Raw genomic sequence first — 23,164 nt, 5'->3', positions numbered from 1 at the left:
ATAGCGCCATGCTGAACGACGCCCTGTTCTACCTCTCCAAGGCCTTCTGGGCCGTGGCGCGCCCCAACACCCTGGCGCTGGTGTTGGCGGTGCTGGGCATGGCCCTGCTGTGGCGCGGCCGCCGCTGGGGGCGCTGGCCCGCGCTGCTGGGGCTGGGCTGGTTCGTCGCCATCGCCGCCACCCCGCTGGCCACCTGGCTGACCTGGCCGCTGGAGGACCGCTTCGCCCGCCCCGCCGAGCCACCCGCCCGCGTGGACGGCGTGGTGGTGCTGGGCGGCGCGGTGGATGTGGAGCTGACCGCGGCCCGCGGCCTGCCCGCCCTGAACGGCGCGGCGGAACGCATGACGGAGGCCGTGGCGCTTTCCCGCCGCTATCCGCAGGCGCGCATCCTGTTCACCGGCGGCGCCCCCAACCCGCTGGGCGGGGAGCTGACGGAATCGGGCGCGGCCAGGCTGATCTTCGAGGGGCTGGGCCTTTCCGGCCCGCGCGTGCTGTACGAGACGACGGCCCGCAACACCCATGAGAACGCGGTGGCCAGCCTGGCCCTGGCGCGCCCGCAGCCGGGCGAGACCTGGCTGCTGATCACCTCCGCCAGCCACATGCCGCGTTCCATGGGCGTGTTCCGGCGCGCGGGCTGGACCGGCATCGTGGCCTGGCCCGTGAACTACAGCACGGGCACCACCAGCATGTCCGCCTTCGACACGCCCTTCGGCCAAAGGCTGAGCCAGGCCGAATGGGCGCTGCGGGAGTTCACGGGGCTGGTGGCCTACCGGTTGCTGGGGCGGACGGACGCGTTGTTTCCGGCCCCCTAGGCCGGCACGAACACCACTTCCCGCCCCTGCGGGTCATGCAGCCGCCGCACGGCCATGCCATAGGCGCGGCTGATCGCTTCCTCCGTCAGCACCAGGGGGGCCGGGCCATGGGCCACCACCCTGCCCTGGGCCAGCAGCAGCACCTCGTCGCAGTACCGCGCGGCCAGGCCCACATCGTGCAGCACCAGCATCACCGCCGCCCCCTCCATCGCGCGGCAGCGCGCGGCGGCCAGGATGGCGTGCTGATGCGGCAGATCGAGGCTCGCCGTCGGCTCGTCCAGCATCAGCGCCGTCTCTCTCGGCACGGCGCCATGCAGCTGCGCCAGCACGCGGGCCAGCTGCACCCGCTGCTGCTCGCCGCCCGACAGCGCGCCATAGGGCCGGCGCGCCAGATGCGCGGCCGAGGCCACGGCCAGCCCCTCGGCGATCGCGTCCCAATGCTGTTCGCGGTCCTCGATGCCGGCCCAGGGGATGCGGCCCAGCGCCACCACCTCCGTCACCGACAGCGGCAGGCCCAGCGGGCTCACCTGCGGCAGGACCGCGCGGTGCCGCGCCAGCTCCGGCGGCCGCCAGGACTGGATGGCCCGGCCGCCGAAGCGCACCTCGCCCTCCCCCGGCCGCATCTCACCCGCCATGGCCGACAGCAGCGTGGATTTCCCCGCGCCGTTGGAGCCCAATATGCCCAGCACCCGGCCCGGAGAGACGTGCAGCTCCGGGATATCGAGCACCAGCCTGCCGCCGCGGTTCACCCGCAGCTCCTCCACCTCGATCATGCACCCTCCAGTGCCGCGCGCTGGCGCAGCAACAGCCACAGAAACATCGGCGCGCCGAGCAGCGCCGAGACGAGCCCGATCGGCAGTTCCGCCGGGGAGACAGCGACGCGTGCGAAAGCGTCGGCCGCCATCATCAGCATGGCGCCGGTCAGCGCCGCCGCCGGCAGCACCCAGCGGTGGCGCGACCCGCCCGCCAGCCGCACCAGATGCGGCGCGATGATGCCGACGAAGCCGATCATGCCCGCCGCCGCCACGGCACCACCCACGGCCAGCGCCACCATCAGCACCGCCAGCCGCTTCATCGCCTCCAGCCCGATGCCGAGCGTCAGCGCCTCGCGCTCACCCAGGATCAGCGCGTCCAGGCCGCGCGCCAGGAAGGGGGCGGCGGCCAGCAGCGGCAGCGCCGCCACGACGGCCGCACCCAGCCGGCCCCAGCTGGCGCCGGAGAAACTGCCCATGGTCCAGAACATCACGTCCCGCAGCTGCATGTCCGACGCCGCGAAGACGAAGGCCGAGGTGCCGGCGGCCGCGAAGGCATTCATCACGATGCCGGCCAGCAGCATGGAGGCGACATGCACCCGCCCCCCCACCGTCGCCAGCCGCAGCACCACCACCGTGGCCGCCAGCGCCGCCAGGAAGGCCGCCCCGGCCACCGCATAGGGGCGCAACGGCGACGGGATCAGCGCCAGCCCCACCACGATCATGCCCACGGCGCCCAGCGCGCCGCCGGCCGAAACGCCGAGCAGCCCGGGGTCTGCCAGCGGGTTGCGGAACAGCCCCTGCATCACCGCCCCCGACAGCCCCAGCACCGCGCCGACCAGCCCCGCCAGCAGCGTGCGCGGCAGGCGCAGGTTCCAGACGATGCCGGCCTCCAGCGTTTCCGCCGCCGGGTCCAGCAGCGCCGCCAGCAGCGTGGCGGGCGGAATGCGCACCGCCCCCACCGCCATGGTCAGCATAAAGACGAGCCCCGTGCCCAGCACCAGCAGCCCCAGCGCCATGGCCAGGGACAGCCGGCGGGGCATCGGCATCACCCCGGTGCGCGCGCTCATGAATCGTGCAGCCAGGGGCGGTCCGGCAAGGCGGGCAGCGGGTGGGTATGGATGGCCGTCGCCATGTCGCGCGCGGCATGGGCCGTGCGCGGGCCGAAACCCAGCATATAGGCGCTGTCGGCGGTATAGAGCCGCTTCGCCCGCGCGGCGGGCAGCATGGCCAGCGCCGGTGAGGCCAGCAGCGCATCGGCCCCGCCCACATTGTCCAGCACATGGCTGGGCGCGACGATCCAGTCCGGGTTGGCGGCCAGCGCGGCCTCGGCCGAGACGGGGCGGTAATTGTCATAGCCCGTCATGGCGTTGCGCAGACCGGCCAGGCGGAACATGGCGTCGGCGGCCGTTCTGGCGCCGGCGGCCATGGGCGCGCCGTTGCCGCCGCCCAGCAGCAGCATCACGCGCGGGCCGGGGCCCGCGGGGCGCATGGCGGCCAGGGCGCGGAAATCCTCCGCGATGGTCCCCGCCAGGCGCGTGCCGGCGGCCTGCTCGTTCAGCGCCTCCGCCACCACGGCGATGGCGGCGGACAGACTCTCCTCATTCTCGATGCGCGGCACCTGGCGCAGGCGGGGGCCGGCTGCCGCGGCCAGCTGCGCCACCACCGGCGCGGGCCCGGCATCATGGGCCAGCAGCAGGATCTCCGGCCGCAGCGACAGCACGCCCTCGGCCGAAAGCGCGCGCAGATAGCCCAGCTGCGGCAGCCGCGTCAGCGCGGAGGGGAACAGGCAGGTGCTGTCCGCCCCCACCAACGCATCCCGGCAGCCCAGCGCGCAGATGATCTCGGCCACGCCGCCGCCCGCGACCACGACGCGTGCGCCGGTCATGGCGGCGGCGGGCGCCGCCAGGAAGGGGGTGGCGAGCAGCGCCCGGCGCAGCATCACGCCACCACGGGCGAAAGCGCGTGGCGATGCGCGACATCGCCCACGATCTCGCGCCAGGCCTGCAGCTCCGGCTGGCCCGGCTTGCGGGCGCCGAAGAACAGGGCGATCACCTCGCCTGTCTCGTCCAGCAGCTCGATGCTGGTCACGGCGCCGTCCTCGGTGGGCTTCACCACGCGCCAGGCCTCGGCGATGCCGGCCTCGTTCAGGTGCAGGTTGAAGTCGGGGTCCAGCACGTTGAACCAGGGGCCGGTGCGCAGCAGCTTGGCCACCGGGCCGGTGTGGATCTGGATGTTCCCGCGATTGCCCACGAAGCACATGATGGGCGTGCCCGATACGGAGGCCGCTTCGAGCAGGGCCGAGGCCGCGCCGGGCTCCAGCGGCATGGCCAGATCCTCGCCGGCCAGGCGGAAGGCCTGGCGGCGGCTGGCCTTGTGCCGGCGCAGCAGCGGGAAGAAGTCGTGCGTGTCCTTCAGCGCCAGCCAGTCCTCGCGCAGGGCCTTCGCATCCACCAGCCCGTCGGCGGCGGGCGGCTCGGCCGGGACCGGCGCCAGGGGCGGCGCGCTGTCCGGCATGGCCGCGAATTCCTGCACCAGCCGCGCCCAGGCCGGGCGATCGGTCTCCTCGCCGGCATAGAGCTTGAACACGGCCTCTCCATCCGCCCCGAAGATCTGGATGGAGCGGCGCTGCCCGGCCAGCGCGAAGGCGTGCGCCCAGCGGCCGGGGAACATGCGCAGGTCGATGTCGGGCCCCAGCACCAGGATATGGCCCGGCCCGGTCGAGACATCCTCGAAGCGGCCATAGCGCTCATGCACCGCGTGCTCGTTGCGGGTCAGCGCCATGACGCGGCCCAGGGCGCGGAACCCGCCCACCAGCGCGCCCCATTCGGGGCGCAGCGGCGTCACATCCCCCAGCGCGCCGCTGGCGAGCAGCGCGGCCTCCGTGGTGGCCAGCAGCTTCGCCGCCTCCCGCGCGCGCGGTGGCCGTGGGCCGGCCGCGAGCTCGGCATGGCGTTGGCGCAGGTCGGCGGGACTGGTCATGCGGGGGCCTTGTTTCAGGGCTGGAGTGAGGAGGCGGCAGCGTCGGCGGTCATGGTCTCAAGGGCCCAGTAGGGAGGGACTGGGGAGGAGGACACCATGGCCGCCGCGCCGCTCTGGGCGGGGCCCTCGCGAAGAAGGGCCCCGTCCGGAAGAGGAAAGGCGAAATGCCCGAGGGCGCGGGGTGCCCCTCGGTCGGGGGCGGCGCCGGCCAGCAGATGCTCCAGCGCCAGGCCGGCATGGCCGGCGGGCGCTGCCAGCTGCAGCGCGGCGAGCATCAGCCCGCCCGCCATCAGGGGCGCGATCAGGCAGGCCGACGGCATGGCCGCCGCCTGCCCGCGCTGCGGGCGACGTCCGGGGCGCATCGGGCGCTACTTGGTCAGGATCAGCTTGCCGAGCCGCGTGCGGCGCAGCCTGTACACCTCACCGGCGTGGAGGATCTCCACCTCCGGTCCGGCGCGGAAGAGCACCTCCGCATCGAGGCGGAGGAGCGGGCGGACGACGGAGGCCGGCACCCTGGAAGCTGCCAGGGAAAGGCGCGTCGTGATCGGTCGGGCGGGTTCGTGTTCCATGGGCGGATTCCTAACGCGAATGCGAATGACTCGCAATAGCGATTCGCATCTCCGCTTGCCGAAGCGCCCCGCCCTCACGACAATGCCATCCAACAAAACACATGGAGGATGTCCCGATGCTACGCGCCCTTACCGCGGGGCTCGCGCTATGCGCGGCCGCGCTCATGTCCCAGCCCAGCCAGGCCCAGAACCTGACGGACCGGCCCATCACCCTCGTCACGGGCTATGCCCCCGGCGGGTCCACGGACATCGCCTCCCGCCTCGTCTCGGAACGATTCGCCCATCACATCGGCGCCGGCACCCGCATGGTGGTGGAAAACCGGCCCGGCGCCTCTGGCACCGTGGCGTCGGACTGGCTGCGCCGCCAGGCACCGGACGGGCACACGCTGATGCTGGTCGAGGTGTCCTCCCACGCCATCGCGCCGGCCGCGCTGCAGGGCGGCACCAATTTCGACCCGGTGAACGACTTCACCCATATCGCCATGATCGGCACGGCGCCGCTGGTGCTGATCGCCAATCCGCGCTTCCCGGCGGCGGATGCGACCGCCGCCATCGCGCGCCTGCGCGCCTCCCGGCCGGAGGAGATCGCCTATGCGACCTCGGGCGTCGGCTCCATCCCGCATCTGGCCGTCGAGATGCTGGCGGCCCAGCTCGGCACCCGCTTCACCCATGTGCCGTACCGCTCGGGCGGGCTGATGCTGACGGCCATCCACCAGGGCGAAGGCCAGTTCGGCATCGCCGTGCTGGCGAGCGCCGCCGCCCAGATCCGCGGCGACATGGTGCGCGGCCTGGCCGTGACCAGCCGCGAACGCTTCCCGAGCTTTCCTGAACTGCCTTCCCTGGCCGAGGGCGCCCTGCCCGGCTTCGAGATGACGACCTGGAACATGATCATCGGCCCGCCCGGCATGCCCCGCCCGCTGGTGGAGCGGCTGAACCGCGCCGTAGTCGCCGCCGTGGCCGAGCCCGCGCTGGCCGAACGCTTCCTGCAGGCGGGCGTGACCATCTGGCCCGGCGAGAACTCGCCCGAGACGACGCGCGACTTCATGGTGCAGGAAGTGGCCAAGTACCGGCAGATCGTGGCGCAAACGGGGGTGAGGCTGGAACGGTAAGGCCGGGGCCTTGCCCCGCGCCCCAGTCAGGGGCCCTGCCCCAGCCGCCCCCCCCCCCCCCCCCCCCCCCCCCCCCCCATCCACATCCCCCACCAAAAGGCCATCATCGCACCCCAGCCATGCCGCATTCCTGGCCGAGCGTGACAGTGCTAAAGCCCGGTGATGCCCATGCCTGACATTTCCTTCATCCATTCCGCAAAAGGGACGCGTTCATGAACGCCGCCTGGTGGAAGAACCGTCGTGTCGTGGTCACCGGCGGTGCCGGTTTCCTCGGCGCCAACCTGTGCCATGCGCTGGCCGGGCTCGGTGCCCGCGTCACCGCCATCGACGCCATGTTCGAGGAAGGCGGCGCCAACCCGCGCAACCTGGACGGCGCGGGCGTGATGCTGGTGCGCGGCGACCTGCGGGACATGGAGCTGCATTCCCTGTGCAAGGGCACGGAGGTGCTGTTCAACCTGGCAGCCCAGACCAGCCACATGGGCGGGCAGAAGGACCCGGTGGCGGACATCAACATCAACGCCGTCTCCCAGGTACGGCTGATCCAGGTGATGCGTGAGGCGGCGCCGGCCGCGCGCGTCGTCCATGCCTCCACCCGCCAGTTCTACGGCCGCCCGCTGTACCTGCCGGTGAACGAGATGCACCCGGTGAACCCGCCCGATGCCAACGGCGTGTCCAAATGGGCGGGCGAGCAGTACTGGTTGCTGGAAAGCCGCGTGCTGCACCGCCCGGTCGTCTCCCTGCGCCTGACCAACTGCTATGGCCCGCGCCTGCGCATCCGCGACGCCAAGCAGACCTTCCTGGGCATCTGGGTGCGCCGCCTGCTGGAGAATGAGCCCTTCGAGGTATGGGGCGGCGCCCAGCTGCGCGACCTGGCCTATGTGGACGACGTGACCGAGGCCTTCCTGATCGCCGCCGAATGCGCGGACCAGGAAGGGGTGAACGGCCAGGTCTTCAACCTGGGCGGCGCGCCCCCGGTTTCCTTGCTGGAACTGGCCGAGCGTGTGATCGCGGCCAATGGCGGCCAGGGCAGTTTCGGCACCAAGGAATTCCCCGCCGACCGCGCGCCGATCGACATCGGCAGCTACCACGCGGACGACCATGCCTTCCGCAAGGCAACCGGCTGGGCCCCCAGGATTTCCCTCGACGAGGGTTTGCGCCTGACGCTCGACTGGTATCGTGAACGCCTGCCCGACTACCTGTGAGGAAATGAGGACATGAACGCCACGGTAACCATGATCCCGCAGGCCGACCCCGGCGCGGGCTACCGCGCGCAGAAGGAGGAGATCGACGCCGCCGTCGCGCGCGCGCTGTCCTCCGGCTGGTATATCCTGGGGCAGGAAGGTGCGGCCTTCGAGCGCGAATACGCCCAGTGGCTGGGCGAGGGCCAGCGCGCCGTGGGCTGCGCGAACGGCACGGACGCCATCGCGCTGATCCTGCGCGGCATGGGCATCGGTGAGGGCTCGACGGTCGTCACCGTTTCCCACACCGCCGTCGCGACGGTCGCCGCGATCGAGATGGCGGGGGCGACGCCCCTGCTGCTCGACATCGACCCCGACACCTATTGCATGGACCCCGATGAGCTGGCGGCCGTGCTGGACGACCCCCCGCCGGGCATCCCGCCGATCCGCGCCGTCATCGCGGTGCATATCTACGGCCACCCCTGCGACCTGACGCCGATGCTGGCCGCCTGCGCGAAGGCGGGCGTGCCGCTGATCGAGGATTGCGCCCAGGCCCATGGCGCCCGGCATGACGGCCGGATGATCGGCACCATCGGCTATGCCGCGGCCTACAGCCTGTACCCCACCAAGAACCTGGGCGCGCTGGGCGATGGCGGCGTGCTGTCCACCGCCGACCATGAGCTGGCCGACCGCATCGGCGCGATCCGGCAGTACGGCTGGCGGGAGCGCTACATCTCCTCCCTGGTCGGCGTGAACAGCCGGCTGGACGAGGTGCAGGCCGCCATCCTGCGGGCCAAGCTGCCGCGGCTGGACGCCAACAACGCCCGCCGGCGCGAGATCGCGGCGCATTACGACGCCGCACTCGCCGGCACTTCCCTGACGCCGCCCGCGCGCGCCGAGGGGGTGGAGCATGTGTTCCACCAGTATGTGCTGCGCTCGCCCGAGCGCACCGCGATCATGGCGGCGCTGAAGGCGCAGGGCGTGGGCACGGGCATCCATTACCCGGTGCCGGTGCATGAGCAGTCGGCCTATGCCGGACGCACGGCGCTGGGCCCGGCCGCCTGCGCGGAAACCAGCCGCGCGTCGCAGGAAGTGTTCAGCCTGCCGCTGTACCCGGAGCTGACCGAGGCGCAGATCGAGCAGGTGTGCAACGCCCTGCGGGGGCTGTGAGCAGAGATCAAATCGGTTGCGGCAGATGAGAATGGGCGCCCTGGCCGGTTAGGCGGGGCGCCTTTTTTGCACACCGTGGCGGGCGCCCTTCAATCCGCCTTGATGTTCCCTTCCCGGATCACCCTTCCCCACAGCGCGTATTCATCCCTGGTCCGCCTGGCCAGCTCCGCGGGCCCGCCCGTGCCTGGGGTGGCACCCTGCTCCGCCATGCGGCGGATCGTGTCGGGTTCGGCCAGCGCAGCCTGCAAGGCGGCGGCGGTACGGGCCACCACCGCATCGGGCGTGCCGGCCGGGGCATAGAGGCCCACCCAGGTGACGACATCCAGCGCGGGCATCCCGGCTTCGACCGCGCTCGGCACACCGGGCAGCACCGCCGCCCGGCTGGGCGAGGTCACGGCCAATGCCTTCAGCCGCCCATCCCGCGCCAGCCCGGCCGCCGGGGCGATACTGGTGATGAACAGCTGGATCCGGCCCGCCAGCAGATCCTGCAGGGCAGTGCCCACGGCGCGGTAGGACACATGTGTCATGTCCAGCCCGCCCGCGAGCTGCCGGTACAGCTCCGTACCCAGATGCTGCACGCTGCCGGTGCCGGTGGAGCCGTAATTCACTTGGCCGGGATTGGCGCGGATCCAGGCCGTCAGCTCCGCCAGCGTGTTGGCGGGCACGGAGGGATGGACCATTACCGCATGCGGCGCGTCCATCATCTGCCCCACCGGGATCAGGTCCTTCAGCACATCATAGCCGAGATCGGCGCTGAGATGCGGCGTGCCCACCACATAGCCGGAATAGGCGCAGACGAAGGTATGGCCGTCCCGCGCGCGCAGGGTGGCGCGGATGGCGATGGCGCCGTCGCCGCCCGGGCGGTTCTCGACCACCACGGGTTTGCCGTCCAGGCGCGTGGCCATGCCGGCGGCGGCCAGCCGCGCGGCCAGGTCGGTCGTGCCTCCGGCGCCGTTCGGCACCATGAAGGTGATGCTCTGGCTCGGCCAGCTCTGAGCCTTGGCCGGCAGGGGCGCGCATAGCGGCGCGAGAAGCAGATGACGTCGACGCATCGGTGTCTCCCGAATGTCGCCGCGCGGCTGGCGTCATGGCCGGAACGTCCCCCCACGGGCGCCCCGGTCCTTCGTGTTGGGGCGATTCAGCCCAGGGCTTCGGCATGGCCCGCGCGCATGGCGGCGCGGGCGTGGTAGAAGAAGGTCGCCTGCACCGGCTTGGGCTTCAGGCGATAGTCATGGGCCTCGCGCGCCACCTCGGGTGGCAGGTCGCGGATGGTGCCCGCCGCCATGGCCCGCAGCTGCAACCCGGCGCAGCGTTCCATGAACAGCGCCAGCACGGCGCTTTCCTCGATGTTGGTCGTGGCCGTCAGCAACCCGTGATGGGCCAGCAGGATGGAACGGTTTTCGCCCAGCGCCTCGCTGATCAGCCGGCCTTCCTCGTCGCCGATCGGCACGCCCGGCCATTCCGGCAGCCAGGCGCAATCCTCGTAGAACATGGAAGTGTCCATGTGGCTGGGCTTCAGCGGCACGCCGATCATGGACAGGGCAGACACCTGCGGCGGATGGGTGTGCACGATGCAGTTCACCTGCGGCCGCGCTCGGTAGATCCACAGATGGAAACGGTTGGAGGGGTTGGGCATGCCCTCCCCCTGCAGGACCTTCAGGTCGTCATCGACCAGCAGCAGGTTGGTGGCCGTGATCTCGTCCAGCCCCAACCCGAAACGCATGGTGTAGTAGGTGCCGGGCTCCGGCCCGCGCGCGGTCAGCTGCCCCGCGAGGCCCGAGCCGTGCCCTTCCATCGAGAGAATCCGGCAAGCGAGCGCGAGGCGCTGACGCACGGTCCAGTCGGGAATGCCGAGGTTGCGGCGGAAATCCGCTTCCGCCTTGGCGTGATAGGCCTCCTTTGGCCGCACCACCGCATCGCCATCCATTGCCCCACCTCCAGATCGCTGAAGGCAGGTATAGCGTTCAGGACACAAAGTGTCATTAACTTTCTTCTGGTGTCTCAGAAGGCGGAGTAGCGATCACTGTCAGTACCTCGGCCGGGCGGCTGCCCAGGCTGCGGCTGCGATGCGGCAGGGAGGCATCGAAATAGGCGGTGTCCCCGGCCTCCAGCACGATGGAGCGGCCATCGAATGAAAGCTCCACCCGCCCCTTCAGGACCAGCATGAATTCATCGCCGGAATGCCGGCCGAGCGGTCCCTCGCGGAACTCCAGCGGCGGCGTGACGAGAAAGGGCTCCATCGCCTTCAGCGGCCGGCCCGGGGCCAGGGGCGTGTAATCGTCCGGCCCGCCGCCCATGAAGGAGCGGCGGTCGGCCATGCGCAGCACGGAAACGGCATGCAGGTCCGTGGCTTCCCCCAGCAGCTGCCCCACCCCGATACCGAAGGCGGAGGCGAGCTTCAGCGCGGTGGTGATGGAGGGGGTCGTTGCCGACCGCTCCACCTTCGAGAGGAAGGAGCGGGTCAGGCCTGTACGCTGGGCCAGGGTTTCCAGCGTCAGGCCCTGGCGCAGGCGCATGGCCTTCACGCGGGGGCCGAGGGTCGTGGCGGGCATGCCCCTGGGTAGCGCGATTCGCGAAGCCGCGCGAAGCGCCGCCTTGCCCGTCAGGCCCGGCTGAACAGGCGGCTGAACAATTCCGCCGCGCGGGCCTGCACCTCGGGCGAGATGGCGCGGTGCGCGAGCGCGAGCGCCGCCGCGATCACGGCCACGTCGTCACCGAAGCCCGCCAGCGGGATGGCGTCGGGCACGGCGTCCATCGGCATGACGAAATAGCCGAGCGCGCCCCAGAGCGCCGCCTTCATCGTCAGCGGCGTGCCGTTGGCGCGGGCGGCCACCCATAGCTGCAGCAGCTGCAGCACGGCCGGCCCGCCGATGCGGCGCATGCCGCTGCGCAGGCGGGACATGAAATCCTCCTCCTTCGGCGGTTCAACCGGGGCTTCGAGGGCGATTCGGGGGTCGAAGGACTGGTCCATGGCGTTCCTGTCGGAAGCCGGCTTGCGGCACGGCTGGGTTGCTAGCTAGATTGATAGCTATCGGATCATTCGATTGCAAGCAATCTTGATAGCAATTCAGGAACCCCGCATGGCCAAGACGCCCCCGCCCGAAAACCCCACCGAGGAAGCCATCTTCCAGCGCGTGCTCGATCGGCTGCTCTCGGCCGGATATGTGGTGGGAGAGGCCGCGATGCGCGGCGGCCGCCAGGTGGCCGGCGCCGCGGGCTATGTGGCCGAGACGGTGGAGCAGGCGCTGTCGGGCGCCAAGGACGCGCAGCTGTTCTTCCGCGTGCCCTCGGGCCTGCGCAACAACCTGAAGCAGCTGGCCGCCCAGCGCGGCCAGAAGATGGAGGAACTGCTGACCGAGGCGCTGGTGGAGCTGCTGATCAAGCACGGCCGCCTGCTGCCGCCCGCCGACAAGCGGGAGCCGTGACCACCACCCGCTTCGCCCCCAGCCCCACCGGCGCCCTGCACCTGGGCCATGCCTACTCGGCCCTGTTCGCGGCCGCGCGCGGGGATCGCTTCCTGCTGCGGCTGGAGGATATCGACACCACCCGCTGCCGCCCCGAATACGCGGCCTGGATCACGGAGGACCTCGCCTGGCTCGGCCTGCGCTGGGAGGAACCGGTGCGGGTGCAGACGGAACATGCGGCCGGGCATCGCGCGGCGCTTCGCCAGCTGAGCCCCTTCCTCTATCCCTGCTTCTGCACCCGGGCGGATATCGCCGCGGCCGGTGGCGCGCCGCAGGGGCCGTCGGGTGCCGTGTATCCGGGCACCTGCCGGGGGCTGCCCGCCGCCGAGCGCGAGCGTCGCATCGCGGCCGGGCACCCGCATGCCTGGCGGCTGGACGTGGCGCGCGCCCTGGACGGGCTGCCGCCGCTGACCTTCATCGACCGCGCGCGCGGCAGGCTGCGCTGCGACCCCATGGCGCATGGCGATGTGGTGCTGGCCCGCAAGGATGCGGGGCTGTCCTATCACCTGTGCGTGGTCTGCGACGACGCGGCCCAAGGGGTGGATCTGGTCACGCGCGGCGAGGATCTGCTGCCCGCCACCGACATCCATCGGCTGCTCCAGGCCCGGCTCGGCCTGCCGGAACCGGCATATGAGCATCACCCGCTGCTGCTGGGGCCCGACGGCAAGCGCCTGGCCAAGCGCGACGGCGCGCCCGCCCTGCGGGACATGCGCGCGGCCGGCATGACGGCCGAGGCCGTGATCGCGGCACTGCCGCCCTTCAGCCCCCGCGCCTGAGCGCGGCCAGGCTCAGCCCCAGCCCCGCCGAGAGCGCCAGCACCGCCAGCGCCACCGACAGCCCCGCCCCCGGCATCGCCTGCAGCACCAGCCCGCCCAGCGGCGCCCCGATCGCGCCCCCGGTCAGATAGGCGGTGTTCAGCCCCGCCATGCCCATGGCCCGCGCGGGCCCCGCGAAGCGCTGCACCGCCCGCACCATGCCCAGCGTATAGATGGCACCCGCCGCACCGCCCCACACCGACAGCAGCGGCCACACCCACTGCCCGGGCGCCAGCACCGGCCACAGCAGCGCCCCCACCGCCACCAGCACCGCACAGGCCAGCAGGGCACGATGCGTGCCGAAACGGTCCGCGAACCAGCCCACCGGGAATTGTGCCAGCACATTGCCGAAGCCGGTGGCCACAACGATGCTGGCCGCCGCGGCGGCCGACATGCCGAGGCCCAGCGCCTGCACTGGAAACACCGCCCCCGCGACACCTTCCAGCGACCCGCACATCATCGCGGCCCCGGCGGGGGCCATCATCATCAGCGCCACCGGGCGCAGGCGCGGGATGGACACGCGCATGCGGCGGGGCACCGCGCCCTGGGGCTCGCTGACCGGCAGGGTCAGCAGCGTGCCGACCAGGATGATGCAGGCCGCCGCCGCGAAGGCCTCGGTCCGCACGCCCGTCAGCCACAGCATGGCCGGCCCGCCGCCGATCGCGGCGGAGACGAAAGTCTGGTAGATGCCCAGGAACCGCCCCTCGCGGCCCGCCGGCGCCATGGCGCCCACCACCGCGTCCGAGGTGGTCCAGGTGAGGCAGGATGATGCCCCCAGCACCGGCCCCAGCAGGAACCAGAAGGGCAAGGCAGGGTCGGTGGCCAGCCCCAGCATCGCCATGGCGCAGACGAAGCCCGAGGCCCGGTGCAGCCTGACCGCACCGCCCGCGCGCCCCGCGATCCAGGGCGTGAAGGGCGCCGAGCACAGCGCCGTGACCCAGACCGAGGCGGCATAGAGCCCGACCAGCGCCGGGGCCTCCCCGCGTTCGGCCAGCAGCACGGAGGCGAGAGGCACGCTCATCCACACGCCGCCGAAGGCGCAGGTGGCAGCGGCGACGAACAGCCAGACGCCGCGCGGCGCCGCTTGGGTCATGACGGCCGACATCGCTCAGAGCTTGCGGGCAGAAGGGGCGAGGCGGCGGAACATGGGCCGGGTGTGGCATGCGGCCGGGGGCGGCTTCAACCCCGATGGCCCTTCGGCATGGCCCATGCGACGCTGGCGCATGACCATCGCCTGCCTGCACAGCGCCGCCAGCAACATCCCGCTCTTCGAACCGGCGGCGGCGCGCCACGGCCTCACGCTGCGCCACGCCGTGCGGGCGGACCTGCTGGCCGAGGCCGAGGCGGCGGGGGGCGCCACGCCCGCCATCCTGGCCGAAACCCGCGCCGAGCTGGCCCGGCTGGCGCCGGGCGCGCGTGCATTGCTGCTGACCTGCTCGACGCTGGGCCCCGCCGTCGATGACCCGTTGCCCCTGCCCGCCTGGCGTGCCGACGCGGCGCTGGCCCGCCAGGCCATGGCGCGCCCCGGCCGCCTTCTGGTGCTGTGCGCGGTCGACACGACGCTGGAGCCGACGCGCGCCCTGTTCGCGGCCCATGCGCCGGCCGGAAAGGAATGGGAGTTGCGGCTGGTGCCCGGCGCCTGGGCGCGGTTCCGCGCGGGCGATACCGAGGGCTATGCGGCCGCGATCCGGGCCGCGGCGCGGGGTGCCGGGACGGTCGCGCTGGCCCAGGCCTCCATGGCGGTGGCGAATGCCGGCGGCGACCTGCTGACGGTGCCGGACGCCGCCATGGCGGCGGCAGCCCAGGGCATGCCGCCGGCTTAGAGTGCTATTGCAGTTGCAGCCGCGTCTCGCGCACCAGGTTGCGCACCGTCTCGCGGTCGCGCGCCACCAGGGCCGCGAACTGCTCGGCGGAACCGGAAACCGGATCGTTGCCGCTGGCCGCCAGGCGTTCCCGCACGCCGGGGTCGCTGGTCGCGGCGCGCATGGCCTCGTTCATCCGCGCGATCACCGGGGCGGGGGTGCCGGCCGGGGCGAACATGCCGTTCCAGCTGGTGAAGTCGAAGCCGGGGAAGCCCGATTCCGCGATGGTCGGCAGGTTGGACAGCGTGCCGCGGCGCGTGCCGCTGGTCAGCGCGATGCCCTTGGCCTTGCCCTCGACCACAAGCGGCCGCAGGGAATTGGCCGAGGAAATGGCGCTGTCGAGATTGCCGCCCACGATGTCGCGCGCGGCCTCGGTGCCGCCGCGATAGGGGATGTGTTCCAGTTGCACGCCCGCGCGATGCGCGAGCAGGGCGCCGGCCAGATGCCCGATGGAGCCGATGCCCGGCGAGCCGAACGGAATGCCGTTCTGCCGCTTGGCCTCATTGATGTAGCCCGCGAGGTCATTGGCCGGGAAAGCGGCCTTCACCACCAGCACATAGGGCAGCTCCACCGCCTGGCCGATCGCCATGAAGGCGTGCTCGTGGTCATAGGTCAGGCTGGTCTGGATCAGCGGCTGGGTGATGAAGCCGTAGCTCTCGAACAGCAGCGTCGTGCCGTCGGCCGGCGAGGCCACGACGGCCGACGCCCCGATGGTGCCGCCGCCGCCCGGCCGGTTCTCCACCACGATGGTCTGGCCCAGGGCCTCGCTCATCTTGGGCTGGATCAGCCGCACCACGGTGTCCGACTGACCGCCGGGCGCGTAGGGCACGACGATTCTGACGGGCCGCGACTGCGCGCGGACGGCCGGCGCGGCGAGCGCCAGGACAGCGCCGCCCAGCAGGCGGCGACTCACACAGGTCATGATTCACTCCCTCCCCGGCGGGGGATGTTTACTCGGCGAATTCAGGCGCCTCGGCCATCAGCTGGCGCTTGATGCTCTCCAGATGCAGGGCCGCGCTCTCGCGGTCGCCTTCACGCATCTGCTCATAGGTCTTGCGGGCCAGCTCGGCGGGCACGGGCTTCAGCTGGCGGCCGGTGCTCATGGCCAGGCACTGGGCCTGCGCCGCGCGCTCCAGGTAATACAGGTCGTCCCAGGCCTCGGCGACGGAAGGGCCCACCACCATCACGCCGTGGTTCTTCATGAACACGATATCGGCGTCACCCATGGAGGCCGCGATGCGGTCGCCCTCGGCATTGTCCAGCGCCAGGCCGTTGTAGTTCTCGTCCACCACGGTGCGGCCATAGAACTTCAGCGCGGTCTGCCCGGCCCAGACCAGCGGCGGGCCCTCGAGCATCGCCAGAGAGGTCGCGTAGGGCATGTGGGTGTGGAAGGCGGCCTTGGCGCGCGGGTTGTTCAGGTGCAGCCGGGCATGGATGTAGAAGGCCGTGGCCTCCGGCACGCCCTGGCCCGCGACCACCCGGCCCTCCAGGTCGGTGATGAGCAGGCGGGAGGCCGTCATCTCCGCGAAGGCGTAGCCATAGGGGTTGACCAGCATCAGGTCGTCGCGCCCCGGCACCATGGCCGAGAAATGGTTGCAGATGCCTTCGTGCATGCCGAGCTTCGCGGCCATGCGGAAGCAGGCGGCGAGGTCGATGCGCGCCTGGCGCACCGCGGCGCTGTCGAGCTCGGAGTTGCGCAGCAGCGCGGGTGCGGGGGCTTCGAATGCATGTGCCATGCGGCGCATCCTGCACGGGCCCGGCGATACCGCAAGATTGGGCGCCGAAAGGCGGTTCACGCTTCGTCACATTAGGACGCACACAGCCACCGGTGGGGGGCGTAGAGATGTTCTCACCACAGGGCACTCTCCCGTGGCCTACCAACCCCGGATGGCAGCGTACTACCGGCTGCCTGTCGCCCGCGCGCCGACGTCCTCCTACCTTCCTGGCGAAGGCGCGCGGGCTGCACCTACCCTCCGGGGAAACCTCCCTCCCTCCCTCGACGATACGGCACCGGGGCACCCCCCCGGCGTCCGTCATCGCGTCAGTAGCGGTACCACCAGGCGGCCATCACCGCCTGGCCGAGGGAGACGCGGCGTCCCGCGAGCTCACGCATATAGCCCAGCTGGATGCTGTGCCGGGCGTTCAGGTCATGCACGATCGAGAACTGCGCGCGATGGATCGCGTAATCCGGCCCGTTGGGGCCGTTGTTGCGCAGGCCATAGGTGCCGAAATACTGCGCCATCACCATCCAGTCGGGCAGCGGGCGGACACCCAGCGTGACATCGGCGCGCAGCTCATCGGCCGCGCTGCCGGGGCGGAAGCGATAGGCGCCGGCGACAGAGCCGAAGGCCGACATGCCGCGCGGCAGCTCCACGCTGTGGCCGTACAGCACCCGCGCCTCGAAGCTGGGGTGCGGATCGGCGATATAGGTGTTGTGCCGCCCGCCCACGCCCGGCGTGACCACGGTGCCCTGCACCGCCAGCACGTTGAAGTCGCCGCGATACACGGTGTAGCGCGCGAAGATCGAGGCATCGGCCAGGCCGAAACCCTCATGCCGGGCAGAGCCCTGGTCCATCCAGCTGGCCTGCAGGCGCGGTGCGAAGCCCACCGTCCAGCGCTGCGTCAGGCCGTGCTCCCAATAAGGAGAGATATCGAGGCGCGTGACGGAACCCCGGCCCGGCACCCGGTTGCCGCGGCTGTCGAAGCCGTCCTGGTTGGCCCAATAGGGGGCCATCTGCAGGATGATCTGGCCGCCGCCCTCGGGCTGGGGCCATTGCGCGGCGGCGGGGCGCGCCAGGGCGCTGCCCAACAGCAGGCCCAATCCCAGCACGGCAAGCGCCTGACGCATCATGGAAAACACCCCCGCCACCGGGAGTTGCAACCCCGGAACGTCTCACATTTAAGACTTGTTTAACGAATAGAGTTGAATCGGGCAATGATTTGCGTGCGTGGTTGTATGCATCACGCCGTTCATGGCCATTGCACCGCCAACGCCCGCCCTGTATGCGGAACCCACCCGTATCCCACGCGGGAGAGAGGGCGGCCCGCGAGTCGCCCCGCCGAAGGCGCAACCGGCCCCCGGAACCGCTCAGGCAAAAGGGCCGCGTGGGCAGGGAACTCTGGAAAGCCCGGCGCCGAGAGGCAGCCGGCACCGAAGGAGTAAGTGCGGGCACAGCCTGCGCGAATCTCTCAGGTACCGGGACAGAGGGGGGTCACGAAACCCAACAGCCGCACTTCGCGGCCGGAGGATGCGTGACCGATACCTTGCTCGAAACGCCCCTGGCGAAGCTTCACGGTGAACTCGGCGGGCGGATGGTGCCCTTCGCGGGCTATTCCATGCCCGTGCAGTACCCCGCCGGCATCATGACCGAACACCTGCACACCCGCGCCGAGGCCGGGCTGTTCGATGTCTCCCACATGGGCCAGGCGGAACTCGTGGGCGAAGGGGCGGCCGCCGCGCTCGAGAAGCTGACGCCGGCCGACGTGCAGTCGCTGAAGCCGGGCCGCCAGCGCTATGGCCTGCTGCTGAACGCCGATGGCGGCATCGTGGATGATTTCATGGTCGCCAATACCGGCGGGCGGCTGTTCCTGGTGGTGAATGCCAGCCGCAAGCACATCGACCTGCCGCTGATCGAAAGCGTGCTGCCGGCCGGCGTGTCGCTGCGCCCCCTGCCCGACCGCGCGCTGATCGCGCTGCAGGGGCCGGCGGCCGTGGCCGGCATCGCCACGCTGATCCCCGAGATCGCGGCCCTTTCCTTCATGGGCGTGTGGGAAGGCGTGTGGCAGGGGCTGCCGCTCATTATCTCCCGCAGCGGCTACACCGGTGAGGATGGGGTGGAGATCTCGGTCCCCGCCGAGGCAGCCGAGGCCTTCGCCAAGACGCTGCTGGGCCTGCCCGGCGTGCAGCCCGCCGGGCTCGGCGCGCGCGACAGCCTGCGCCTGGAGGCCGGGCTGTGCCTGTACGGCAACGACATCGATGCTGCCATTTCGCCGGTCGAAGCAAATTTGGTCTGGTCCATGGGTAAGCGCCGGCGGATGGCCTGGGATTTCCCAGGCGCTGACCGCATTCGCGGCGAACTGGATAACGGGCCGAAGAGGTTACGCGTCGGCATCCTTCCTGAAGGACGACAGCCTGCCCGCTCTCACACGCCCATTCACGCCCCTAATGGCGAAGTCATTGGACTAATTACGTCCGGTGGCTTCGGTCCTTCAGTGAATGGCCCAGTGGCAATGGGCTATGTCGTTCGCCAGCATGCCGATGATGGCAGCGCACTGCAGTTGCAGGTGCGCGGGAAGTTTCTTCCCGCCCGCGTCGCCCCCACCCCTTTCCACCCCCGCCGCTACGCCCGCTGAGACAGGAGCAAGCCATGGCCGAGATGAAGTTTTCCAAGGACCACGAATGGATCCGCGTCGAGGGCGGCGTCGCCACCGTCGGCATCACCGACCACGCGCAGACCGCGCTGGGTGACGTGGTGTTCGTGGAACTGCCCGATGTGGGCCGTGACGTGACCCCCGGCGAGGCGGTCGCGGTGGTCGAGAGCGTGAAGGCGGCTTCCGACGTCTATGCCCCGGTCGCGGGCAAGGTGGTCGCGGTGAACGACGCGCTGGTGGACAACCCCGGCACCATCAATGCCGAACCGACCGGCGAGGGCTGGTTCTTCAAGGTCGAACTGTCCGGCGGCCTGCCGGATGATCTGCTGGACGAGGCTGGCTACCAGGCCTTCGTCGACAGCCTCTGATCTCAGCGGGAGGGATGGTGATGGGTCTGCTCGACCAGCTCACGGAACTTGAAGACGCGGGTGAATTCGCCCGCCGCCACGTCGCCCCCGGCGAGGCCGAGATCGCGGCCATGCTGAAGGAAGTCGGCGCCGAGAGCCTCGACGCGCTGGTGGGCCGCACGGTCCCCGCCGCGATCCGCGGCATCGACCTGTCGGCGCTTCCGGCGGCGGTGAACGAGGCGGCGGCGATCGCTGAGCTGCGCGGGCTGGCCGACAGCAACCGTCAGGTCAAAAGCCTGATCGGGCTGGGCTATCACGGCACCCACACCCCTCCCGTCATTCTGCGCAACATCCTGGAGAATCCGGGCTGGTACACGGCCTACACGCCGTATCAGGCCGAGATCGCGCAGGGCCGGCTGGAGGCGCTGGTCAATTTCCAGACCATGATCGGCGACCTGACGGGCCTGCCGGTCGCCAATGCCTCGCTGCTGGATGAAGCCACGGCGGCGGCCGAGGCGATGGCGCTGGCCCATTCGGCCACCCGCGGCAAATCCACCACCATCGTCGTCGCCGACGACGTGCTGCCCCAGACCCTGGCGGTGGTGCAGGTCCGCGCGGAGCCGCTGGGCTACAAGGTCGTCACCGCCGCCCCGTCCGAGATCAAGGCGGTGGTGGAGGCGGAGGCACCCTTCGCCCTGCTGCTGCAATACCCCGGGCGCGACGGCGCGGTGCGCGACCTGGCGCCCGAGATCGCGGCCGTGCAGGCCAAGGGCGGCCTGGCGATCGTGGCGGCGGATATCCTGTCGCTCGTCGCCCTCAAGCCGCCCGGTGAGATGGGTGCCGACATCGCCGTGGGCTCGTCCCAGCGCTTCGGCGTGCCGCTGGGCTATGGCGGGCCGCATGCCGGCTACATGGCGGTGAAGGACGCGCATAAGCGCCTGCTGCCCGGGCGCCTGGTCGGCGTTTCCGTCGATGTCGCCGGCGCGCCGGCCATGCGCCTCGCACTGCAGACGCGCGAACAGCACATTCGCCGTGAGAAGGCGACCAGCAACATCTGCACCGCCCAGGTCCTGCTGGCGGTGATGGCCAGCATGTACGCGGTGTGGCACGGCCCCGAGGGGCTGAAGCGCATCGCCGCGCGCGTGCATCTGCAGGCACGGCTGCTGGCCGGTGCGTCGCGCTTCGCGCTGCGCCATGCCGAGTTCTTCGACACCATCGTGCTGGAGACCGGCATCGAGACCGGCGCCGTGATGGCCGAGGCCCTGCAGAAGGGCTTCAATCTGCGCGACGTCGGCGGCGCGGTCGCCATCGCGCTGGATGAGACGGTGACGCGGGAGGATCTCGCCGCCCTCGCCGCCATCCTCGGCGGCACGCTGGGCGAGGCGAAGGGCGGCATTCCCGCCGCCCTCGCGCGCAGCAGCGGCTTCCTAACGGCGGAAGTGTTCTCCACCCATCACTCCGAACACGCGATGCTGCGTTACCTCAAGCGGCTTGAGGACAAGGACGTGGCGCTGAACCGCAGCATGATCGCGCTGGGTTCCTGCACCATGAAGCTGAACGCGACGGCGGAGATGATCCCGATCACCTTCGGCGGCTTCGCGAACATCCATCCCTTCGCGCCGGTGGACCAGGCACAGGGCTACATCACGCTGATCCGTCGCCTCGAATCCTGGCTGGCGAGCGTGACCGGCTTTGCCGCCGTGTCGCTGCAGCCCAATGCCGGCAGCCAGGGCGAATATGCCGGGCTGCTCGCGATCCGCGAATGGCACAAGGCGCGCGGCGAAGGCCACCGCAACATCTGCCTCATCCCGTCCTCCGCGCACGGCACCAACCCCGCCAGCGCGGCGATGGCCGGCATGAAGGTGGTGGTCACCGCCTGCGACCGCGACGGTAACATCGACGTGGCCGACCTGAAGGCCAAGGCCGCCGAGCACGCGGCGAACCTGTCGGCGCTGATGGTGACCTATCCCTCGACCCATGGCGTGTTCGAGGAAGCGATCCAGGAAATCTGTGAGACCATCCACGCCCATGGCGGGCAGGTCTACATGGACGGCGCCAACATGAACGCCCAGGTGGGCCTGACCGCGCCGGGCCGGATCGGCGCCGACGTGTGCCACCTGAACCTGCACAAGACCTTCTGCATTCCGCATGGCGGCGGCGGGCCAGGTGTGGGCCCGATCGGCGTGGCGGCGCATCTGGCCCCGCACCTGCCCAACCACCCGCTGGTGGCCGAGGCCGGCCCGGCGACGGGCTATGGCCCGGTCTCGGCCGCGCCCTTCGGTTCGGCCGCCATCCTGCCCATCAGCTACGCCTATATCCGCATGATGGGTGCGGATGGCCTGACGAAGGCCACCCAGGTCGCGATCCTGAACGCCAACTATGTCGCGAAGCGCCTCAGCGGCCATTTCCCCATCCTGTATCGCGGGAAGCAGGGGATGGTGGCGCATGAGTGCATCCTGGATTGCCGCGGCTTCCAGCAGGGCGGCGGCGTGCTGGTCGAGGACATCGCCAAGCGCCTGCAGGATTACGGCTTCCACGCCCCCACCATGTCCTGGCCGGTGGCCGGCACGCTGATGGTCGAACCGACCGAGAGCGAGCCTAAGGCCGAGCTCGATCGCTTCGTCGAGGCGATGATCCAGATCCGCGCCGAGATCCGCGCGGTGGAACAGGGCCGCTCCGACAAGCAGGACAACCCGTTGAAGAACGCGCCGCACACGGCGTCCGAAGTCATGGGCTCCGACTGGTCGCACGGCTACAGCCGCGAGGAAGCGGCCTTCCCGCTGCCCTGGGTGCGCGCGGGCAAGTACTGGCCGCCGGTGAAGCGGGTGGACAATGTCTATGGCGACCGCAACCTGATCTGCACCTGCGCGCCGCTGGAAGACTATGCGCATAAGGCGTTCGCGCAGGCGGCGGAGTGAATGCAGGGGCTTTGCCCCTGAACCCGGCCAGGGGCTCTGCCCCCGGCACCCCCGCCAGGAGATAATATCTCCTGGACCTGATAAGAGTTTGGCGCCTTACCTTCGCAGGTGGGGCGCCAGTTTCATTATAAAAATCAATGCTTCAAAGGCTTGATGCCAACTCCCCGGGGTCCAGGGCCGCTACGGTCCTGGCGGGGATCCAAGGGGCAGAGCCCCTTGGTGGGGGTTCAGGGGGCAATGCCCCCGGTCACCGCCCTCACCTGCCGAACAGCCTCGCCACCCAGCTTTTCAGCACCATCCACCCCAGCCGCATCACGCTGACGCCCTGGGCCGGCGCGGGTGCGGCCGGCGGCGGCGCGGCCTCGGCCGGGGCCAGCTTCGCTTCCAGGTTCCGCACGAACTCACCCACCAGGATGTTGGCTGTCTCCTGGATGATGCCGGTGCGGCCGAACTGGGCAATGGCGCCCGAGAGTGTCACGTCGGCATCCACCGCGACCTCGGTGTTGCCGGGGGCGGGTTCGGTCAGCGCGAAATCCACCACCATCTTGCTGCGGCTGCCGCCGCGCTTGTCCACGCCCTTGCCCTCGACATGGCCGGTGCGGGCGGCCTCGTCGAAGGCGACGGCGGCCTCACCCTCGAAGCTGGCGCCGAACGGCCCGAGCTTGAGGGAAACCTTGCCGGTATAGACGCCCGGGGATTTCTCCCCGGTCATCTCGGCGCCGGGCAGGCAGGACGCCACGGCCGGGATGTCGTGGAAGAAGGCCCAGACATCCCCGATCGGCCGCGCGACGGTGAAGCGCTGCTCGACCTTCATG

25 protein-coding genes and 2 riboswitches are annotated in these 23,164 nt (G+C 70.9%); of the genes, 10 read left to right on the top strand and 15 right to left on the bottom strand.

Annotation, left to right across the window (positions count from 1 at the left end; translation table 11 throughout):
• Positions 1 to 8: 8 nt before the first annotated feature.
• The gene (locus tag EOD42_RS19205) at positions 9 to 812 is read left to right on the top strand and encodes a YdcF family protein (protein ID WP_127789191.1); all 804 of its coding nucleotides are present in this window, start codon (positions 9 to 11) and stop codon (positions 810 to 812) included.
• On the opposite strand, the gene EOD42_RS19200 is transcribed toward EOD42_RS19205, so the two are convergent.
• From EOD42_RS19200 to hemP, 6 genes are read right to left on the bottom strand one after another with little or no spacing between them, the layout of a single operon-like run.
• Positions 809 to 1,585: a heme ABC transporter ATP-binding protein gene (locus EOD42_RS19200; protein ID WP_127789190.1), complete on the bottom strand. Its 777-nt coding sequence runs from the start codon at positions 1,583 to 1,585 to the stop codon at positions 809 to 811. The two genes, EOD42_RS19205 and EOD42_RS19200, sit on opposite strands and share 4 nt — an antisense overlap.
• Positions 1,582 to 2,634: a FecCD family ABC transporter permease gene (locus EOD42_RS19195; RefSeq protein WP_206020400.1), complete on the bottom strand. Its 1,053-nt coding sequence runs from the start codon at positions 2,632 to 2,634 to the stop codon at positions 1,582 to 1,584. The genes EOD42_RS19200 and EOD42_RS19195 overlap by 4 nt, the downstream gene beginning before the upstream one ends.
• On the bottom strand, positions 2,631 to 3,506 hold the full coding sequence (locus EOD42_RS19190; RefSeq protein ID WP_127789189.1) for a heme/hemin ABC transporter substrate-binding protein: 876 nt from the start codon (positions 3,504 to 3,506) through the stop codon (positions 2,631 to 2,633). Before EOD42_RS19190 ends, EOD42_RS19195 begins: the two co-directional genes overlap by 4 nt.
• Positions 3,506 to 4,546, bottom strand: coding sequence for a hemin-degrading factor (locus EOD42_RS19185; RefSeq protein WP_127789188.1), 1,041 nt, complete (start codon positions 4,544 to 4,546; stop codon positions 3,506 to 3,508). The genes EOD42_RS19190 and EOD42_RS19185 overlap by 1 nt, the downstream gene beginning before the upstream one ends.
• Before the next feature lie 14 nt (positions 4,547 to 4,560).
• Complete coding sequence (locus EOD42_RS19180) at positions 4,561 to 4,908, bottom strand: hypothetical protein (RefSeq protein ID WP_127789187.1); 348 nt, start codon at positions 4,906 to 4,908, stop codon at positions 4,561 to 4,563.
• Between the two features lie 6 nt (positions 4,909 to 4,914).
• The gene (hemP, locus tag EOD42_RS26540; protein WP_127789186.1) at positions 4,915 to 5,115 is read right to left on the bottom strand and encodes a hemin uptake protein HemP; all 201 of its coding nucleotides are present in this window, start codon (positions 5,113 to 5,115) and stop codon (positions 4,915 to 4,917) included.
• 116 nt (positions 5,116 to 5,231) lie between these two features.
• Here hemP and EOD42_RS19170 point away from each other — a divergent pair, with 116 nt between their 5' ends.
• The 3 genes from EOD42_RS19170 to EOD42_RS19155 all read left to right on the top strand — a co-directional run bounded on the left by EOD42_RS19170 (position 5,232) and on the right by EOD42_RS19155 (position 8,572).
• Entirely contained in the window at positions 5,232 to 6,224 is a 993-nt protein-coding gene (locus EOD42_RS19170) for a Bug family tripartite tricarboxylate transporter substrate binding protein (RefSeq protein ID WP_164868022.1), read from the top strand.
• 212 nt (positions 6,225 to 6,436) lie between these two features.
• Positions 6,437 to 7,426 (top strand): NAD-dependent epimerase/dehydratase family protein, encoded by a 990-nt coding sequence (locus EOD42_RS19160; protein ID WP_127789184.1) that lies wholly within the window; start codon positions 6,437 to 6,439, stop codon positions 7,424 to 7,426.
• Between the two features lie 12 nt (positions 7,427 to 7,438).
• Positions 7,439 to 8,572: a DegT/DnrJ/EryC1/StrS family aminotransferase gene (locus tag EOD42_RS19155; RefSeq protein WP_240655214.1), complete on the top strand. Its 1,134-nt coding sequence runs from the start codon at positions 7,439 to 7,441 to the stop codon at positions 8,570 to 8,572.
• Between the two features lie 89 nt (positions 8,573 to 8,661).
• On the opposite strand, the gene EOD42_RS19150 is transcribed toward EOD42_RS19155, so the two are convergent.
• The 4 genes from EOD42_RS19150 to EOD42_RS19135 form a co-directional block, all read right to left on the bottom strand.
• Entirely contained in the window at positions 8,662 to 9,624 is a 963-nt protein-coding gene (locus EOD42_RS19150) for a Bug family tripartite tricarboxylate transporter substrate binding protein (protein ID WP_127789183.1), read from the bottom strand.
• 86 nt (positions 9,625 to 9,710) lie between these two features.
• Positions 9,711 to 10,499, bottom strand: a complete 789-nt coding sequence (locus tag EOD42_RS19145; protein WP_127789182.1) for an aldolase — start codon at positions 10,497 to 10,499, stop codon at positions 9,711 to 9,713.
• A gap of 55 nt (positions 10,500 to 10,554) precedes the next feature.
• Complete coding sequence (locus tag EOD42_RS19140) at positions 10,555 to 11,124, bottom strand: helix-turn-helix domain-containing protein (RefSeq protein ID WP_127789181.1); 570 nt, start codon at positions 11,122 to 11,124, stop codon at positions 10,555 to 10,557.
• A gap of 50 nt (positions 11,125 to 11,174) precedes the next feature.
• Complete coding sequence (locus EOD42_RS19135) at positions 11,175 to 11,474, bottom strand: YkvA family protein (protein ID WP_240655213.1); 300 nt, start codon at positions 11,472 to 11,474, stop codon at positions 11,175 to 11,177.
• Between the two features lie 178 nt (positions 11,475 to 11,652).
• Between EOD42_RS19135 and EOD42_RS19130 the strand changes: the two genes are divergently transcribed.
• Positions 11,653 to 11,997, top strand: coding sequence for a hypothetical protein (locus tag EOD42_RS19130; RefSeq protein ID WP_127789179.1), 345 nt, complete (start codon positions 11,653 to 11,655; stop codon positions 11,995 to 11,997).
• The gene (gene gluQRS, locus EOD42_RS19125; protein ID WP_127789178.1) at positions 11,994 to 12,812 is read left to right on the top strand and encodes a tRNA glutamyl-Q(34) synthetase GluQRS; all 819 of its coding nucleotides are present in this window, start codon (positions 11,994 to 11,996) and stop codon (positions 12,810 to 12,812) included. The genes EOD42_RS19130 and gluQRS overlap by 4 nt, the downstream gene beginning before the upstream one ends.
• Here gluQRS and EOD42_RS19120 read toward each other — a convergent pair.
• The gene (locus tag EOD42_RS19120) at positions 12,796 to 13,944 is read right to left on the bottom strand and encodes an MFS transporter (RefSeq protein WP_127789177.1); all 1,149 of its coding nucleotides are present in this window, start codon (positions 13,942 to 13,944) and stop codon (positions 12,796 to 12,798) included. The genes gluQRS and EOD42_RS19120 overlap by 17 nt on opposite strands.
• Before the next feature lie 115 nt (positions 13,945 to 14,059).
• Between EOD42_RS19120 and EOD42_RS19115 the strand changes: the two genes are divergently transcribed.
• Positions 14,060 to 14,674, top strand: coding sequence for an Asp/Glu racemase (locus tag EOD42_RS19115; protein WP_127789176.1), 615 nt, complete (start codon positions 14,060 to 14,062; stop codon positions 14,672 to 14,674).
• A gap of 4 nt (positions 14,675 to 14,678) precedes the next feature.
• Here EOD42_RS19115 and EOD42_RS19110 read toward each other — a convergent pair whose 3' ends face one another.
• The 3 genes from EOD42_RS19110 to EOD42_RS19100 all read right to left on the bottom strand — a co-directional run bounded on the left by EOD42_RS19110 (position 14,679) and on the right by EOD42_RS19100 (position 17,564).
• The gene (locus EOD42_RS19110) at positions 14,679 to 15,635 is read right to left on the bottom strand and encodes a tripartite tricarboxylate transporter substrate binding protein (protein ID WP_127789175.1); all 957 of its coding nucleotides are present in this window, start codon (positions 15,633 to 15,635) and stop codon (positions 14,679 to 14,681) included.
• Between the two features lie 28 nt (positions 15,636 to 15,663).
• A complete protein-coding gene (locus EOD42_RS19105) occupies positions 15,664 to 16,449 on the bottom strand; it encodes an aldolase (RefSeq protein ID WP_127789174.1) in 786 nt (261 codons plus the stop codon).
• A gap of 305 nt (positions 16,450 to 16,754) precedes the next feature.
• Positions 16,755 to 17,564, bottom strand: coding sequence for a hypothetical protein (locus EOD42_RS19100; protein WP_127789173.1), 810 nt, complete (start codon positions 17,562 to 17,564; stop codon positions 16,755 to 16,757).
• A gap of 167 nt (positions 17,565 to 17,731) precedes the next feature.
• Positions 17,732 to 17,827, top strand: a riboswitch (glycine riboswitch).
• A gap of 3 nt (positions 17,828 to 17,830) precedes the next feature.
• A riboswitch (glycine riboswitch) is annotated at positions 17,831 to 17,920 on the top strand.
• A gap of 45 nt (positions 17,921 to 17,965) precedes the next feature.
• Here EOD42_RS19100 and gcvT point away from each other — a divergent pair.
• Genes gcvT through gcvP form a run of 3 tightly spaced genes read left to right on the top strand, consistent with a single transcriptional unit; the run spans position 17,966 to position 22,349 of the window.
• Positions 17,966 to 19,066, top strand: a complete 1,101-nt coding sequence (gene gcvT, locus EOD42_RS19095) for a glycine cleavage system aminomethyltransferase GcvT (protein WP_127789172.1) — start codon at positions 17,966 to 17,968, stop codon at positions 19,064 to 19,066.
• Between the two features lie 14 nt (positions 19,067 to 19,080).
• Positions 19,081 to 19,452, top strand: a complete 372-nt coding sequence (gene gcvH / locus EOD42_RS19090; protein ID WP_127789171.1) for a glycine cleavage system protein GcvH — start codon at positions 19,081 to 19,083, stop codon at positions 19,450 to 19,452.
• A gap of 20 nt (positions 19,453 to 19,472) precedes the next feature.
• A complete protein-coding gene (gcvP, locus tag EOD42_RS19085; RefSeq protein WP_127789170.1) occupies positions 19,473 to 22,349 on the top strand; it encodes an aminomethyl-transferring glycine dehydrogenase in 2,877 nt (958 codons plus the stop codon).
• Between the two features lie 256 nt (positions 22,350 to 22,605).
• Here the strand turns inward: gcvP and EOD42_RS19080 are convergent, their stop codons facing one another.
• Entirely contained in the window at positions 22,606 to 23,163 is a 558-nt protein-coding gene (locus EOD42_RS19080) for an SRPBCC family protein (protein ID WP_127789169.1), read from the bottom strand.
• Position 23,164 lies beyond the last annotated feature (1 nt).

Source organism: Rhodovarius crocodyli (assembly GCF_004005855.1).
Classification (GTDB): Bacteria; Pseudomonadota; Alphaproteobacteria; order Acetobacterales; family Acetobacteraceae; genus Rhodovarius; species Rhodovarius crocodyli.
The sequence above is the reverse complement of the archived record's forward strand: the minus strand, read 5'-3'. Positions and strand labels throughout refer to the sequence as shown.

Bases quoted from the DNA above. Each gene is read 5' to 3' on its own strand.
- EOD42_RS19180 (WP_127789187.1), bottom strand. From the start codon at position 4,908: ATGCGCCCCGGACGTCGCCCGCAGCGCGGGCAGGCGGCGGCCATGCCG.
- EOD42_RS19155 (WP_240655214.1), top strand. From the start codon at position 7,439: ATGAACGCCACGGTAACCATGATCCCGCAGGCCGACCCCGGCGCGGGC.
- EOD42_RS19135 (WP_240655213.1), bottom strand. From the start codon at position 11,474: ATGTCCCGCCTGCGCAGCGGCATGCGCCGCATCGGCGGGCCGGCCGTG.
- EOD42_RS19115 (WP_127789176.1), top strand. From the start codon at position 14,060: ATGCGACGCTGGCGCATGACCATCGCCTGCCTGCACAGCGCCGCCAGC.
- gcvH (WP_127789171.1), top strand. From the start codon at position 19,081: ATGGCCGAGATGAAGTTTTCCAAGGACCACGAATGGATCCGCGTCGAG.
- EOD42_RS19105 (WP_127789174.1), bottom strand. From the start codon at position 16,449: ATGGCACATGCATTCGAAGCCCCCGCACCCGCGCTGCTGCGCAACTCC.
- gcvP (WP_127789170.1), top strand. From the start codon at position 19,473: ATGGGTCTGCTCGACCAGCTCACGGAACTTGAAGACGCGGGTGAATTC.
- EOD42_RS19170 (WP_164868022.1), top strand. From the start codon at position 5,232: ATGCTACGCGCCCTTACCGCGGGGCTCGCGCTATGCGCGGCCGCGCTC.
- EOD42_RS19120 (WP_127789177.1), bottom strand. From the start codon at position 13,944: ATGACCCAAGCGGCGCCGCGCGGCGTCTGGCTGTTCGTCGCCGCTGCC.
- EOD42_RS19140 (WP_127789181.1), bottom strand. From the start codon at position 11,124: ATGCCCGCCACGACCCTCGGCCCCCGCGTGAAGGCCATGCGCCTGCGC.
- EOD42_RS19160 (WP_127789184.1), top strand. From the start codon at position 6,437: ATGAACGCCGCCTGGTGGAAGAACCGTCGTGTCGTGGTCACCGGCGGT.
- EOD42_RS19100 (WP_127789173.1), bottom strand. From the start codon at position 17,564: ATGATGCGTCAGGCGCTTGCCGTGCTGGGATTGGGCCTGCTGTTGGGC.
- EOD42_RS19185 (WP_127789188.1), bottom strand. From the start codon at position 4,546: ATGACCAGTCCCGCCGACCTGCGCCAACGCCATGCCGAGCTCGCGGCC.
- EOD42_RS19205 (WP_127789191.1), top strand. From the start codon at position 9: ATGCTGAACGACGCCCTGTTCTACCTCTCCAAGGCCTTCTGGGCCGTG.
- EOD42_RS19200 (WP_127789190.1), bottom strand. From the start codon at position 1,585: ATGATCGAGGTGGAGGAGCTGCGGGTGAACCGCGGCGGCAGGCTGGTG.
- EOD42_RS19195 (WP_206020400.1), bottom strand. From the start codon at position 2,634: ATGAGCGCGCGCACCGGGGTGATGCCGATGCCCCGCCGGCTGTCCCTG.
- EOD42_RS19150 (WP_127789183.1), bottom strand. From the start codon at position 9,624: ATGCGTCGACGTCATCTGCTTCTCGCGCCGCTATGCGCGCCCCTGCCG.
- EOD42_RS19190 (WP_127789189.1), bottom strand. From the start codon at position 3,506: ATGCTGCGCCGGGCGCTGCTCGCCACCCCCTTCCTGGCGGCGCCCGCC.
- EOD42_RS19110 (WP_127789175.1), bottom strand. From the start codon at position 15,635: ATGACCTGTGTGAGTCGCCGCCTGCTGGGCGGCGCTGTCCTGGCGCTC.
- hemP (WP_127789186.1), bottom strand. From the start codon at position 5,115: ATGGAACACGAACCCGCCCGACCGATCACGACGCGCCTTTCCCTGGCA.
- EOD42_RS19080 (WP_127789169.1), bottom strand. From the start codon at position 23,163: ATGAAGGTCGAGCAGCGCTTCACCGTCGCGCGGCCGATCGGGGATGTC.
- EOD42_RS19130 (WP_127789179.1), top strand. From the start codon at position 11,653: ATGGCCAAGACGCCCCCGCCCGAAAACCCCACCGAGGAAGCCATCTTC.
- EOD42_RS19145 (WP_127789182.1), bottom strand. From the start codon at position 10,499: ATGGATGGCGATGCGGTGGTGCGGCCAAAGGAGGCCTATCACGCCAAG.